This is a genomic window from Roseibium aestuarii (assembly GCF_008477545.1).
GTDB lineage: Bacteria > Pseudomonadota > Alphaproteobacteria > Rhizobiales > Stappiaceae > Roseibium > Roseibium aestuarii.
Map to the genome: position 1 here is coordinate 55,182 of NZ_VORA01000007.1, position 13,121 is coordinate 68,302.

General features: G+C 63.2%; 14 protein-coding genes. 9 read left to right on the forward strand and 5 right to left on the reverse strand.

What is annotated here, in order from left to right; genetic code table 11:
- Positions 1 to 53 precede the first annotated feature (53 nt).
- Positions 54 to 854, reverse strand: a complete 801-nt coding sequence (locus FR728_RS17585) for a response regulator (RefSeq protein ID WP_149894061.1) — start codon at positions 852 to 854, stop codon at positions 54 to 56.
- A gap of 381 nt (positions 855 to 1,235) precedes the next feature.
- Here FR728_RS17585 and FR728_RS17590 point away from each other — a divergent pair, with 381 nt between their 5' ends.
- Complete coding sequence (locus FR728_RS17590) at positions 1,236 to 1,928, forward strand: CAP domain-containing protein (protein ID WP_244304731.1); 693 nt, start codon at positions 1,236 to 1,238, stop codon at positions 1,926 to 1,928.
- On the opposite strand, the gene FR728_RS17595 is transcribed toward FR728_RS17590, so the two are convergent.
- Complete coding sequence (locus FR728_RS17595; RefSeq protein WP_149894062.1) at positions 1,837 to 2,739, reverse strand: DMT family transporter; 903 nt, start codon at positions 2,737 to 2,739, stop codon at positions 1,837 to 1,839. The genes FR728_RS17590 and FR728_RS17595 overlap by 92 nt on opposite strands.
- A gap of 86 nt (positions 2,740 to 2,825) precedes the next feature.
- Here FR728_RS17595 and FR728_RS17600 point away from each other — a divergent pair, with 86 nt between their 5' ends.
- Entirely contained in the window at positions 2,826 to 3,380 is a 555-nt protein-coding gene (locus tag FR728_RS17600; RefSeq protein WP_149894063.1) for a MarR family winged helix-turn-helix transcriptional regulator, read from the forward strand.
- 18 nt (positions 3,381 to 3,398) lie between these two features.
- On the opposite strand, the gene FR728_RS17605 is transcribed toward FR728_RS17600, so the two are convergent.
- Positions 3,399 to 4,103 (reverse strand): glycoside hydrolase family 25 protein, encoded by a 705-nt coding sequence (locus FR728_RS17605; RefSeq protein WP_149894064.1) that lies wholly within the window; start codon positions 4,101 to 4,103, stop codon positions 3,399 to 3,401.
- 292 nt (positions 4,104 to 4,395) lie between these two features.
- Here FR728_RS17605 and xth point away from each other — a divergent pair, with 292 nt between their 5' ends.
- A complete protein-coding gene (gene xth / locus FR728_RS17610) occupies positions 4,396 to 5,205 on the forward strand; it encodes an exodeoxyribonuclease III (protein ID WP_149894065.1) in 810 nt (269 codons plus the stop codon).
- Between the two features lie 27 nt (positions 5,206 to 5,232).
- On the opposite strand, the gene FR728_RS17615 is transcribed toward xth, so the two are convergent.
- The gene (locus FR728_RS17615) at positions 5,233 to 6,207 is read right to left on the reverse strand and encodes an NADPH:quinone oxidoreductase family protein (protein WP_149894066.1); all 975 of its coding nucleotides are present in this window, start codon (positions 6,205 to 6,207) and stop codon (positions 5,233 to 5,235) included.
- Positions 6,208 to 6,389: 182 nt separating this feature from the next.
- On the opposite strand from FR728_RS17615, the gene FR728_RS17620 reads away from it, so the two are divergent.
- Positions 6,390 to 6,935 (forward strand): RNA methyltransferase, encoded by a 546-nt coding sequence (locus FR728_RS17620; RefSeq protein WP_149894067.1) that lies wholly within the window; start codon positions 6,390 to 6,392, stop codon positions 6,933 to 6,935.
- A gap of 24 nt (positions 6,936 to 6,959) precedes the next feature.
- Here the strand turns inward: FR728_RS17620 and FR728_RS17625 are convergent, their stop codons facing one another.
- A complete protein-coding gene (locus FR728_RS17625; protein WP_149894068.1) occupies positions 6,960 to 7,520 on the reverse strand; it encodes a sigma-70 family RNA polymerase sigma factor in 561 nt (186 codons plus the stop codon).
- 355 nt (positions 7,521 to 7,875) lie between these two features.
- Between FR728_RS17625 and FR728_RS17630 the strand changes: the two genes are divergently transcribed.
- The 5 genes from FR728_RS17630 (at position 7,876) to FR728_RS17650 (ending at position 13,028) form a co-directional block, all read left to right on the forward strand.
- Positions 7,876 to 8,301: an invasion associated locus B family protein gene (locus FR728_RS17630; RefSeq protein ID WP_341872943.1), complete on the forward strand. Its 426-nt coding sequence runs from the start codon at positions 7,876 to 7,878 to the stop codon at positions 8,299 to 8,301.
- A 458-nt stretch (positions 8,302 to 8,759) separates the two neighbouring features.
- Positions 8,760 to 9,920, forward strand: coding sequence for a dual-specificity RNA methyltransferase RlmN (rlmN, locus tag FR728_RS17635; protein ID WP_244304740.1), 1,161 nt, complete (start codon positions 8,760 to 8,762; stop codon positions 9,918 to 9,920).
- Positions 9,921 to 10,102: 182 nt separating this feature from the next.
- On the forward strand, positions 10,103 to 10,597 hold the full coding sequence (locus tag FR728_RS17640) for a hypothetical protein (protein WP_244304733.1): 495 nt from the start codon (positions 10,103 to 10,105) through the stop codon (positions 10,595 to 10,597).
- Positions 10,598 to 10,944: 347 nt separating this feature from the next.
- Positions 10,945 to 11,553: a TetR/AcrR family transcriptional regulator gene (locus tag FR728_RS17645; protein WP_149894070.1), complete on the forward strand. Its 609-nt coding sequence runs from the start codon at positions 10,945 to 10,947 to the stop codon at positions 11,551 to 11,553.
- A gap of 257 nt (positions 11,554 to 11,810) precedes the next feature.
- Positions 11,811 to 13,028, forward strand: coding sequence for an argininosuccinate synthase (locus FR728_RS17650; protein ID WP_149894071.1), 1,218 nt, complete (start codon positions 11,811 to 11,813; stop codon positions 13,026 to 13,028).
- Positions 13,029 to 13,121 lie beyond the last annotated feature (93 nt).

Here is a 13,121-nt window from a genome sequence, read left to right on the forward strand (position 1 = left end):
GATCCGGCCTCTCCTCGCAGGCCGGATCTTTTTTGCGCAAGGCCAGGGCGGTGTCAGGTCATTGCGAAGGTTCGCACCTGCTTTGAGAAATGGGCATGCCGCAGGCCGAAGACGTGGTGCAGTATCGTGTCGACATCCGCCGGGTAGAACGGCTTGCGCAGGAACGCCTTCGCCCCAACGCGCTCGGCCGCCTGGTCAAGGGTTGCATTCATCTCGGTGGACATCAGGATCACATTGGCGTCGCTGGTGTAGGCTGCAAGGCGTTCGGCCAGCTCGATTCCGTCCATTCCCGGCATGTTGAAATCAGTAAAGACGATACGGAAGCGGTTCGCCTTCACGCTCTCGATCGCCGCCCGGCCATCTTCGGCCTCATGGATTGTCAGGTTGAAGATGCTCTTCTGCAGGACCTTGCTGACGATACGTCGCACGGTGGCGGAATCATCGACGAGCAGCACGTCATAGGTCTGCTGGATCGCTTCGAAGGTCTCGACAATCTGAAGAACCTGACCATTGTTGAAGGGCTTGGAGAGGAAGTCATAGGCGCCGAAGGTTTTTAGCTTGTCCTCCGATGCGGCGCTCAGGCGGTCGGACATGGAGATGGCGAAGGTCTTTGAGCCCATCACGTGGATCGCGGCCATCACCTCGACACCGCTCAGTTGCGGCATGTTGATGTCGAGAAATGCGATGTCGAAGGACGAGCGGCTCAGGCATTGGACGGCGGTCTTGCCGTCGTGGGCAAGCGTGATCTCGAAGTCCCGTCCTGTTGCCAGGAGCGCGCGAGCGATGAACTTGCAGACGGTGGTGGAGTCATCGGCGATGATGACGCGGATCTTTCGAGGTTCGGTCTCGGACATGGGGGCTTCCATCGGCTTTGATCTTCCGGAGCCGAGCCGGGACCATTGACACTGCCCTAAAGTAATAGGGTGGTTTGGTGAACCAATCGATAAGCGGCAATTAGGTAGAAATAACGATATGACATGAAATCTTGAGTTGAATTTCAGCTAAGTAGCATCTTTTTCGAACTGGACTTCTGTCGCCCTGTGAAAGCCCCGATGTGTAAAACAGGGTCGATCTTCCGCGCCTCGGTGGGGAAGGGACTTCGGAATAAATTTCAGTGTGGAGGCCGTCTCGCCTCACTTTCACCCTGATCCGCTTCGAAGCCTTGTGGGATGGACCTACCGGCGAGTCGCGCCTCAAGGAGGTACGCCTGGCAGGCGGCAAGGGGTTTTACAGGAATGTCGGAAGACTTGAAGGCGGAGCCGATCCGCATGCGGGAGACCGTGACCGGCAACAAGCGCCATGGCGCGCAGCGGCAGCGGGGCGTGGCGCGCGGGCTCGTGCGGGGACTGTCCGCCGGGATGACCGGGGGCATTGTCGGCACGGCGCTCGTGCTGATGCTGGCCGCCTGCGTGTCCGAGCCCAAGGCGCCGCCCTTTTACGATGACATGGCGCGGGTGAATGCGGTGGTGGACAGCCAGTCCGCGGCGGCAATGATTTCCAACTACCGGGCCAACAATGGTCTGGGACTGATCATGGCCGATCCGGCGCTGATGCAGCTGGCCCAGGCCCAGGCCCGGGCCATGGCCAATGCGGGAAGCGTGAATGCGTCGCTGGAGCCCGGCAACCGCCTGCCGGACCTGCTTGCCGGGATCGGTCAGGGCAACACGGATGCGACCAACAATGTGAGCGGCGGCTACCGCACCCTGGCGGAGGCCTTCTCCGGCTGGCGCGAAAGTCCCAAGCACAATGCGGTGATGCTTGATGCCCGGGCCACCCGCTTCGGCATTGCGACCGCCTATTCGGCCAATGCCAAGCACAAGGTGTTCTGGTCGCTGATCATGGCCGCGCCGCAGGGGTCCCAGTCGGCGGTACCGGTTTCCTCCACGACGACCAGCTATTCGCTGGTGCCGACCCCAAAAGCACACTGACGAGCACGGTGGCCACGCCGGCGACCTGCAGGGCGTTCAGGGCTTCGGCCCTGAACAGCCATCCCAGCAGCACCGCGCTGAGCGGGCTCAGGAAGCCAAGGGGCGCTGCGATCTGCGCGCCCAGCCGGCCGATCCCCCGGAACCACAGGGCGTAGGCGAAAACGCCGCCGACGATGCACAGCCAGCCGAAGCCGATGACGGTGTCGAGCGAGGCGGGCGGCAAAGGCACGTCCATCAGCCACACGACCGGACCGAGCATCAGTCCGCCGGCGGTCATCTGCCAGCCGGCGAAGGTCAGCGGAGAGACGGGCGGCTGCCACTTGCGGGTGAAGACCGTGCCGCAGGCCATGGAGACCGCACCCAGAAGGCCCGCCGCGAGGCCGAACGGGTCGAGCCGCGCCTCGGGAGAGAGCACCAGCAGCGCCACGCCTGCGATGCCCAGCAGGGCCGCGAAGACCTGTACGAGCCGCACCTGCGCCCCCAGCAGAACGCCTGACAGACCGACCACGATGAGCGGCTGGATGGCGCCGACCACGGCGGCGATGCCTCCGGGCAGAAGATAGGCGGCCTTGAACATGCAGACGAAGAACAGGGTGAAATTCAGGAAACCGAGGATCAGGATCCGCAGCCACCAGATCCCTTGCGGGAGGGTCCGCGTCAGGACCAGGATCAAGAGCCCGGCCGGCAGCGCCCGCAGGAAGGCCACGATGACAGGATCGACGTGCGGCAGAAATGTCGTCGCGGTGATGTAGGAACTGCCCCAGATCATCGGCGCGAGCGCGGTGGGCAGCAGATCTTTCGAGAAGGGCATGACGGTCCTGCCGAGCGATTTATCTTGAGGTCAAGATAGTTCTGTTTGTCTTGACGTCAAGATAAATCTCGGGCATCGGTTTTCTCATGGATGCCGTCGATCGAATTGTTGAGCAGTGGGCGCGCCAGCGCCCGGACCTGGACACCGCGCCGATGGAGCTCATCGGCCGCATGGCGCGGGTGCGCAATCACATGGCCCGGGCCATGGACCAGACCTTTGCCGAATTCGGATTGAACGCCGCGAGTTTCGACCTGCTGGCCACGCTGCTTCGGGCGGGGCCGCCGCATGCCCTGTCGCCGACGGACCTGGCGGCCATGATGATGATCACCTCGGGCACGATGACCAACCGGATCGACCAGCTGGTCAAGACGGGGCTGGTGGAGCGGCGCAAGAGCCCGACCGATGGCCGGGGTTTCCTGATCTGCCTGACGCCGGAGGGGATGGCGCTCATCGATCGTGCGGTCACGGCGCATGTGGCCACGCAGGCTCGGCTCGTGGCGGCGCTGGATCCGGACCAGCGAGCGGCACTGAATGCGGCGCTCTCCGGCCTGCTGATCGGCTTCGAGGGGGAAGGGGCCGGTGATGGTGCCGGTGACGGGGCCGGGAAAGGTGGCGACGCCGGTGAGGACACCGCCACCTGAAGGCTCATGTACCGGATCTCAGCGATCCAGATCCTCCCCCTGCAGCCAGTCGCGGAACTGCGACTTGGTGCCGAAGAAGGTGTTGCGGTCCACGTTGCCCTTGATGCCGGGCACGCGTCCTTCGGCGGTGTACTGCCAGAAGTACCAGTCAGGCCGATGGTGATAGACGCGGCTCGGGTGGGCGGCCACCGAACGCAGCCAGAACTGTTCGTCCTGGAAGGCCCCGACCAGCCGGTCGCGGTGGAAGTCGACGGAGGAGTAGATCACCGGGCGCTTGCCATAGTGTCTCTCGATCTCGTCGAGGAAATAGGCCATGTCGCGGAGGATCTGTTCGCGCGGAGGCTGGATCCGGCAGGTCTTGGAATGGCCATTCCACTCCATGTCGAGGACCAGCGGCAGCGCCTGAGGGTCCTGCGGGACGATCTGCTTCACCCAGGCGACCTGTTCCTCCACCGGACGGCAGAAATAGTAGAAGTGATAGGCCCCGCGTGGAACGCCGGCCATCTTGGCCCCATACCAGTTGGTAAGGAACTTCTCGTCGAAGTGGTCGCCCCCTTCGGTCGCCTTGATCCAGGCGAAGGCGACCCCGCCCTGACGTGCGGCGTCCCAGTCAACTTCGCCCTGGTATTTCGAGATGTCGATGCCGTGGATCGCATAGTCCTCGGGGGTCGGATCCGGAAAATCAAAGGCGGAACAGGCAGATAGAAGCAGCAGTCCGGCCATTGTGCAGACCTGGCGGAGTATTTCGATCAAGACAGCGCTCGCTTGGTTAAGAGAGGACTAAGGTTCGGCCGGAACCTGCCGCAAAAGTCCTAATGCTTCGTGGAGATCGCGAAAGAGTGAACATGGAAAAGGGGCATTGGTTTGACGAGGGGGCCCCTAATGAAAAGAGGACATCTTTTGCCGTGCCGGGTCTGGCGCAGGGGGGGGCAAGGCTTTAAGGAGTGAAGCGGCTCCGCTCATTGCCGGGGTCTGCGAGCTTCGCCCGTTTCCGATCCGACGCACGAGAGACCTCATGTCCGACCGCCTGACCCTTGCCACCTGGAACATCAACTCCGTGCGCCTGCGCATGCCGATCGTCGAGAAGTTCCTCGAAGAGGTGCAGCCGGATGTGCTCTGCCTGCAGGAGACCAAGTGCCCGGACGCGAACTTCCCCTTCGGCGCCCTGCGCAAGGCCGGTTATGAGCATATCGAGATCCATGGCCAGAAGGGCTATCACGGGGTCGCGACAGTCTCGAAGCGGCCGCTGACCAATGTCGAGAAGCGCGGCTTCTGCGACATGGGCGACAGCCGTCACCTGGGTGTGGACGTGGAGTTCGCCGGAGCGCCACTGCGCGTGCATAATTTGTACGTGCCGGCAGGGGGCGACGAGCCGGATCCGGAGATCAACCCGAAGTTCCGGCACAAGCTCGACTTCCTGGCCGAGATGAAGGGCTGGCTGAAGGGGGAAGAGACCGCGCGCCCGGCCGTGCTGGTCGGAGACCTGAACATCGCCCCTTACGAGCATGACGTCTGGTCCCACAAGGCGCTGCTCAAGGTGGTCTCCCATACGCCGCTGGAATGTGCGCTCTTCGAAGAGCTGCGCGAGAGCGGCGGCTGGATCGACATGATGCGCCGCTTCCTGCCCATGGACGAAAAGCTCTACACTTGGTGGAGCTATCGCGCGAAGGACTGGTCGGCCGCCGACAAGGGCCGGCGTCTGGATCACGTCTGGGTGTCGCAGCCCCTTGAAGGGGCGATGCGCTCGACCTCCGTACTGCGGGATGCACGCGGCTGGGAGAAGCCCTCCGACCACGCGCCTGTCATCGCCGTGTTTGAGGCGTGAGGCTCCGGGAGCCGGAGGCGGCTCCCTCTAGACAGTGATGATCACCTTGCCGCGCACCCGGCGTTCGGAGAGCTCGGTCAGGCCTTCGGCAATGCGGTCCAGCGGGTAGATGGCATGGATGTGCGGCTTCAGGCTGCCGTCCTGCACCCAGGAGAGGATCTGCTCCATGTTGGCGCGGTGACCTTCCGGATTGCGTACGATGGCCTCGCCCCAGAAGACACCGCGCACGTCGCAGCCCTTGAGCATGATGATGTTGAGGGGCAGGCGGGGGATCTCTCCGGCTGCAAAGCCGATCACCAGATAACGGCCCAGCCACCCGGTGGCGCGCAGCGCCTGCTCGGCATAATCGCCGCCGATGGCATCATAGACCACATCGACGCCCTCGCCGGCGGTTAGGGTCTTCAGGGCGGTCTTCAGGTCCTCCGTCGAGTAGTCGACGGTGTGGCGCGCCCCCAGGGTGCGGGCATAGTCCAGCTTCTCCCGGGATGAGGCGCAGGCGATCACCTCTCCGCCCATCAGCGTGGCAATTTCCACGGCCGCCTGACCGACCCCGCCGGAAGCTCCCAGGACGGCGACCCGCTCGCCCGGTTTCAGCTCGCCTCGGTCACGCAAGGCATGAAGGGTCGTGCCATAGGTCACCGTCAGTCCGGCCGCCATCGTGAAGTCGAGGCCGTCGGGCAACTCGATCAGGCTGTCCTCGTCGGAGATGACCAGTTCGCAGGCCGCACCATAGGGCCGGTAGCCCATGACCCGGTCGCCGGGGGCGAGGCTTTCGACGCCCGGCCCGACGGCTTCCACAACGCCTGCAAATTCACCGGCGGGAATGAATGGCGGCTCCGGGCGATGCTGATACTTGCCCTGGATGATGAGCGTGTCGGCGAAATTCAGCGCCAGGGCATGAACCCGGACGAGAACCTCGCCAGCCCCCGGGGTGGGGTCGGGAAGGTCCGCGATGGTCAGGGTGGAGGCGGGCCCGAAGGCAGTGCAGAGACAGGCTTTCAACGGAGTTCGACCTCGTGCTCTCAAGTCTTCCATCGTCGATTCTGCGAATTGGTAACACGGCGCCCGACATCCGGAAAGCAGCTGCGGTTTGCGCTTAAGTCGTAGGAGGGGTTGCCCTGTGGCGGGGTGCCGCTTAAGAAGCGTCACACCCCAAGACATGACAACAAGGAGCTCGGAACGCGATGCGCGGATATTTTGCCGTAGGCGCGGAAGGACTGTCCAAACGGATGAACCTGGGCAACCTGATGCGTTCGGCGCACGCTTTCGGCGCCAATTTCTTCTTCACTGTCGATGCGGACAAGGCGCTGGGCCGGTCACCGAAGTCCGACACGTCCAAGAGCCCCGGCCATCTGCCGCTGTTTTCCTGGAACTCGGTCGACGAGATGGATCTGCCCAAGGGCTGCCAGCTTGTGGGAGTGGAGCTGACCGACGACGCCATCGACCTGCCGAGCTTCGGCCATCCGTTGCAGGCGGCCTATATTCTCGGTCCGGAGCGGGGCTCCCTGTCACCGCAGATGCTGGCGCGGTGCGATCACGTGATCAAGATCCCGACCAAGTTCTGCATCAACGTGGCCACCGCCGGGGCGATTGTCATGTATGACCGGCACCGGGTCCACGGCAAGCACCACGAGCGGCCCCTGACGGCCGGCGCGCCGACCATCCTGCGCGAGCCGCACAAGCACGGCGGTCCGATTTCGCGCACCGGGCGGATCGTTCCGGGCACCTGAGAGTGGGGAGTTCCGGGCTGTCGGTCAGTCGACGTCGACGGCCCGGTCGGCTTCCAGGGTCGCGCGCAGCCGATTGAAGGCCAGGCGTATGCGCGACTTCACGGTGCCCAGTGGCAGGCCGATGCGATCGGCGATCTCGCTGTGGCTGAGATCGGTGAAGAAGGCCAGCCGGATCACCTCTTCCTGCTCGGGGGGCAGCGAGCGCAACGCCTCGCGCACCCGTTCCTCGCGCAGGCGGGCATCCATCTCACTGGACACATCGGCCGGGGCCTCGGGCTGGAGCGCCGGATCTTCCCCGTCAATCTCGTCGGACCGGTCGCGCCGCAGCAGGTCGATGCGCCGGTTGCGGGCGATGCGATAAAGCCATGTGCTGGCGGAAGCCTTGCGGGGATCAAAGAGATGCGCCTTGCGCCACAGGGTGGTCATCACGTCCTGCACGATCTCTTCCGCCAGCGCAGCCTCGGCACCTTTCTGCATGAGAAAGCCTTTGAGACGTGGGGCGTAATGATCGAAGAGTTCGGCAAAGGCGATCTTGTCGGCGGACTCGGCCACCTTCACGATCAGCTCTGAGTGATACGACGACACCGGGGTGCAACTCCATGCTTGCCAGCCCTTCTTATCAGCTTGCGCGGATTTCGGAAGGGCGGATGCCACACTGTCGTCCAATTTATAGCTTCAGCGTGGCTCTTGAGTTGCCGCGTCGGGCAGCGTGATTTGCGGATGGGAATTGCGCCGAAAGGGCCTCCGTCTCAACCCTTTCGTAACCGACGCCCAGTAACCTTAAAGCAAGGTTTATGTGCCGAAGGGCATTTTATCAAGAATGTGCAAGGCATTCGCAACCCTAAACGGTGTGGAGATGATGCAAGCAAAAACGCTGATGGCAGGCCTTCTCGGCCTTCTGGTATCTGGTGCAGCGGCTTCTGCCCAAGACGCAAAGCTCTTGGAAAAGCACAAGGACTGGTTCGCATTCGCCCATGCCGGCAGCAATGGCAAGGTGTGTTACGCGCTCTCCGTTCCGACGAAGATGCTGCCCGGCGATCGTAACCATGGCGATGTGTTCTTCTTCGTGTCGACCCGTCCGGGCGAAGGCGTGAAGGAAGAGCCGAGTTTCCTCGTGGGCTACCCCTTCAAGGATGGTGCGCCGGTCGTGGTGGACGTGGATGGCAAGAAATTCAACATGTTCTCCAAGAACGACGGCGCGTGGATCGACAATGCGGCCACCGAGGCCCAACTGATTGCCGCCATGAAGGCCGGTCGCGAGATGAACGTGGAAGGCGAGAGCCAGCGCGGCACCAAGACCAGCTACGCCTTCTCGCTGTCGGGGATCACCGCTGCGATCACCACCGCGGAAAACGCCTGCAAGTAAGGCGACCCTGCGACGGATCCGAAGGGGCTTTCCATGCCGGTAGGTCGGCGGGAGAGCCCCTTCGCTTGTCCGGTCATGGCAGCCATGCGGCCTGCACCGGGGCGGATCCCTTGATTTTTCCCCGCGCTTGTGGTTTTCAGACGAGCTGAAGACAGGCTGACCGTTGGGTCGGCCATTTGCCGTTTGCGGCAGGGGTCATACGCGCCGGGCATGCCCGGGCGCCGGCAGGCCCGATCGACGCGGTTCCCGATACGCTTCGGACAGTTGCTCCGGATGCGCGAGGCGACCCGCCCGGTTTGAGCCAGCAGACCAGGAACGCGACTTTTGACGGCCAGGTCCCTCGGGTGTTCGAGGCCGGCCGCTGGACGGATCAGACAGACATGGCGACGACGCTCGACATCGCGCGGGACAATCCCAACGCGCAAACCATCGTGGCATCCCCTCAGCCGATCAAGGTGATGAGCGAGGACAAGCCGCCGCTCATCGGCCTGAGCCGCGAGGAGCTGGCCGAGGCGATGGCGCTGGTGGATGTGCCGGAAAAGCAGCGCCGCATGCGTGCGTCCCAGCTGTGGCACTGGCTCTATGTGCGCGGCGTCTCCGACTTCTCGCACATGACCAATGTGGCAAAGGATCTTCGGGCACGGCTCGACGAGGTCTTCTCCATTGCCCGTCCGGAAATGGTCGACGAGCAGATTTCCGTCGATGGCACCCGCAAGTGGCTGTTCCGCTTCCCCGCCCGCGGCGCCGGGCGTCCGGTCGAGGTGGAGACGGTCTACATTCCGGAAGAGGGGCGCGGCACGCTTTGCGTCTCCTCTCAGGTAGGCTGCACCCTGACCTGCACCTTCTGCCACACCGGCACCCAGAAGATGGTTCGCAACCTGACGTCGGAAGAGATCCTCGCTCAGGTGCTGATGGCCCGTGACCGGCTCGGCGACTTCCCCGACGCGACCACGCCCCAGGGCGCGATCGTGCCGAGCGAAGGCCGCATGGTGACCAACATCGTGATGATGGGCATGGGCGAGCCGCTCTACAATTTCGAGAACGTCAAGAAGGCGCTGCTGATCGCCTCCGATGGGGACGGCCTGTCCCTGTCGAAGCGCCGCATTACCCTGTCGACCTCGGGCGTCGTGCCGGAAATCTTCCGCACCGGCGACGAGATCGGCTGCATGCTCGCCATCTCCCTGCATGCGGTGCGTGACGAGGACCGGGATATCCTGGTGCCGATCAACAAGAAGTGGCCGATCAAGGAGCTTCTCGACGCCTGCCGCAACTATCCGGGCCTGTCCAATGCCAAGCGCATCACCTTCGAATATGTGATGCTGAAGGACATCAACGACAGCAATCAGGACGCGCTGGAGCTGGTGCGTCTGCTGAAGGGGATTCCGGCGAAGATCAACCTGATCCCCTTCAACCCCTGGCCGGGCTCGCAATATGCCTGCTCCGACTGGGAGCGGATCGAGGAATTCGCCGATATCGTCAACCGGGCCGGTTACGCCTCGCCGATCCGCACGCCGCGCGGCCGCGACATCTTTGCCGCCTGCGGCCAGCTGAAGTCGGCCTCCGAGCGCATGCGCAAGAAGGATCGCGACGCGGCCACCGCCGCCGGCACCGCTGCCTGACCATCCGTCGGCCTGCGGCCTTGCCGAGCCTTTGATCAGGGGATCACTCTCGCGTGAGGGTGGTCCCCTTTTCCGTGAGGAAAGCGTGTCTTTGGCTGAGCGAACCGTGATTTGTGCGGAGGGGCGAGTGGGTGCATTCTCACGACGTCGGCCGATCGGCGGCCGGTTGAGGAGACCCTGTGATGTCCCTGTCCCATGCCGCAGACCCCCATGCTTCCCTGTTCCCGCCCCTCGTGGTGCGCACCCTGATCACCGCCGTGGTCGCGGGTCTTGCGGCCGACATCGCCTGGGAGGTCTGGGCGCGCCTGCTCACGCCACTCTGGGTCGGTGGGCCGCTTGAGCCGGCCGGTCTGGTGCAATCGGTCTTCGGGCTCGGCAGCCGGTTCGTCGCCGAGCTGATCCACGGCTTCGTCGGGATCGTTGCCTATCCGCTGGGCTATCTGTTCGTCGCCCGTCCCATTGCCCGGGTCATCACCCCCTTCCTGCCGTGGTGGGTGGTCGGTCTCGGCTTTGGTGTGGGGCTGTGGATCTTCGCGCTCTACGTCATGGCGCATCTGATCGCCGGTCTGCCTGTCTTCCTCGGGTTCATTCCGCTTACCTGGGCATCGCTTGTCGGGCATCTCATCTTCGGGGTCGTCTGTGCCGCCGTGGTGCGGATGAGAGAGCGCAACTCATAGGTTTACCGCACTGCGGCATTGATGGGACGGCACCGGAGCGGCGCTGTCCCGTCGGGTTCGGGGCAAATTTTCCCTAACTCTGACGTGAGGGAAAGGTTTCGTTTCGCCCCGGCAAGCATTCGTCGAAAAGGGCAATTGCCCTAGATAATTGCAAATGCTTGCGAAACTGCCGAAATTACACTCTGGTTACAATTTGCTATTCAGACCGTTTCATGTAGAGTGAGCGCGGATGGGAGGCATCCAATTCAGGTCATGGGAGTTGACCTGAAGACTGGGAGCAATGAAACCGTAGACGTGGTGGTTTACGTCTTGCGGGATCCTCCTCGAACTGGAGACGGATCTGGCGCATGGCACTGGCAGAACAGAAGAACAGGCAAATTCTCGACGCGGCGATTGCAGAGTTCAAGGAAAAGGGTTTCCTTGGCGCAAGCATGGACCGGATTTCGGAACGGGCGCAGGTCTCCAAGCGCACGGTCTACAATCACTTCGAGAGCAAGGAAGCCCTGTTCCAGCAGATCAATGCCTGCCTGTTCGAGAAGCTGAAGGCCAATCTGTGCATCGAGTTCGACGCGGACAAGCCGGCCAAGGACGAGCTGCTGCGGCTCGGCTGGGCCCAGGGCAAGCTGCTTCTGGATGCCGAAATGCTGAGCATGGTGCGCATGCTGCTCGGTGAGGTGCTGCGCGCCCCCGATCTCACGGCCAAGCTCAACCGCCGCATGGATCTGGTACGCATCGTCGCCAGCTTCCTGGAAGGCGGTGTACGGGCCGGCAAGCTTTCCATTCCCAACACCATCGTGGCCGCAGAGCAGTTCCTCGGCATGATCAAGGAACGGGCCTTCTATCCGCAGATCTTCCGGGAGCGGATGATTTCGGAAACGGAGTTTGCCGCGATCCTCGAAGATACGGTGAATGTCTTCCTCGCCTCTTACGGCGCGCGCCAGCCGGTGACCGCCTGAGGGTGACGGCCTGAGACCGGGCACCGCCCATGGTGTCCGGCTGCCATTTCCGATCCCCTGCAACTGCCCTTGCGCAAAGCGAGGGCATGGGCTCCCAGGGCCTCGTGCCGGGTGAGGTAAGCCGTCGCATCGCCGGCAGAACCGGCGCAATTTCGTCCATTCGCCCCTTGCGCCGCGCGCCAGTGCAGCTAAATTGCGCCGAACTTTCACGAGGGGCGCCCGACGCCCCCATCTGATCTCGAACGGACCGAATTCCCATGGCACATGGTGACATCAAGAAGGTCGTGCTTGCCTATTCCGGCGGCCTCGACACCTCCATCATCCTGAAGTGGCTGCAGACCGAGCTGGGCGCCGAAGTGGTGACCTTCACCGCCGACCTGGGCCAGGGCGAGGAACTGGAACCGGCACGCAAGAAGGCCGAGATGCTCGGCATCAAGGAAATCTTCATCGAAGACGTTCGTGAAGAATTCGTCCGTGACTTCGTGTTCCCGATGTTCCGCGCCAACGCCGTCTATGAAGGCGTCTATCTGCTCGGCACGTCGATCGCCCGTCCGCTGATCTCCAAGCACCTGATCGAGATCGCCAAGAAGACCGGTGCCGATGCCATCGCCCATGGCGCGACCGGCAAGGGCAACGACCAGGTCCGCTTCGAGCTGTCCGCCTATGCGCTGAACCCGGACATCAAGATCATCGCCCCCTGGCGCGACTGGTCCTTCAAGTCCCGTACCGACCTGCTGGATTTCGCCGAGAAGCACCAGATCCCGGTTGCCAAGGACAAGAAGGGCGAGGCTCCGTTCTCCGTCGACGCCAACCTGCTGCACTCCTCGTCCGAGGGCAAGGTGCTGGAAGATCCGGCCGTCGAGGCTCCGGAATACGTGCATATGCGCACGATCTCTCCGGAAACCGCTCCGGACAAGCCGACCATCATCAAGATCGGCTTCGAGCGCGGTGACGCGGTCTCCATCAACGGTGAGCGTCTGTCCCCGGCAAACCTGCTGGCCAAGCTGAACGACTATGGCCGTGACAACGGCATCGGCCGTCTCGACCTGGTCGAGAACCGCTTCGTCGGCATGAAGAGCCGCGGCGTCTACGAAACCCCGGGCGGCACGATCCTGCTGGCCGCACACCGCGCGATGGAATCCATCACGCTCGACCGGGGTGCAGCCCACCTGAAGGACGAGATCATGCCGCGTTATGCGGAGCTGATCTACTTCGGCTTCTGGTTCTCTCCGGAGCGCGAGATGCTGCAGGCCCTGATCGACAAGAGCCAGGAACACGTCGAAGGCGAAGTGACCCTGAAGCTCTACAAGGGCAACGTCATCGTCACCGGCCGCGAAAGCCCGAAGTCGCTCTATTCCGACGCTCTGGTCACCTTCGAGGACGACCACGGCGCCTACGACCAGAAGGACGCAGCCGGCTTCATCAAGCTGAACGCCCTGCGCCTGCGCACCCTGGCCAAGCGCGACCGGACCTGATCCGGACCATTGCCATCCCATTGAGCGGGGCGCCTTCGGGCGCCCCGTTTGCGTTTCGGGTGAATTTTCCGTGTCCCTCGCGCGATGGTGGTG

What these genes read in the sequence shown, in the direction of transcription:
- FR728_RS17585 (WP_149894061.1), bottom strand. Translation starts at nt 854, where the DNA reads ATGTCCGAGACCGAACCTCGAAAGATCCGCGTCATCATCGCCGATGAC.
- FR728_RS17605 (WP_149894064.1), bottom strand. Translation starts at nt 4,103, where the DNA reads ATGGCCGGACTGCTGCTTCTATCTGCCTGTTCCGCCTTTGATTTTCCG.
- FR728_RS17590 (WP_244304731.1), top strand. Translation starts at nt 1,236, where the DNA reads ATGTCGGAAGACTTGAAGGCGGAGCCGATCCGCATGCGGGAGACCGTG.
- FR728_RS17620 (WP_149894067.1), top strand. Translation starts at nt 6,390, where the DNA reads ATGCGCGGATATTTTGCCGTAGGCGCGGAAGGACTGTCCAAACGGATG.
- FR728_RS17640 (WP_244304733.1), top strand. Translation starts at nt 10,103, where the DNA reads ATGTCCCTGTCCCATGCCGCAGACCCCCATGCTTCCCTGTTCCCGCCC.
- FR728_RS17645 (WP_149894070.1), top strand. Translation starts at nt 10,945, where the DNA reads ATGGCACTGGCAGAACAGAAGAACAGGCAAATTCTCGACGCGGCGATT.
- xth (WP_149894065.1), top strand. Translation starts at nt 4,396, where the DNA reads ATGTCCGACCGCCTGACCCTTGCCACCTGGAACATCAACTCCGTGCGC.
- FR728_RS17600 (WP_149894063.1), top strand. Translation starts at nt 2,826, where the DNA reads ATGGATGCCGTCGATCGAATTGTTGAGCAGTGGGCGCGCCAGCGCCCG.
- rlmN (WP_244304740.1), top strand. Translation starts at nt 8,760, where the DNA reads ATGAGCGAGGACAAGCCGCCGCTCATCGGCCTGAGCCGCGAGGAGCTG.
- FR728_RS17650 (WP_149894071.1), top strand. Translation starts at nt 11,811, where the DNA reads ATGGCACATGGTGACATCAAGAAGGTCGTGCTTGCCTATTCCGGCGGC.
- FR728_RS17595 (WP_149894062.1), bottom strand. Translation starts at nt 2,739, where the DNA reads ATGCCCTTCTCGAAAGATCTGCTGCCCACCGCGCTCGCGCCGATGATC.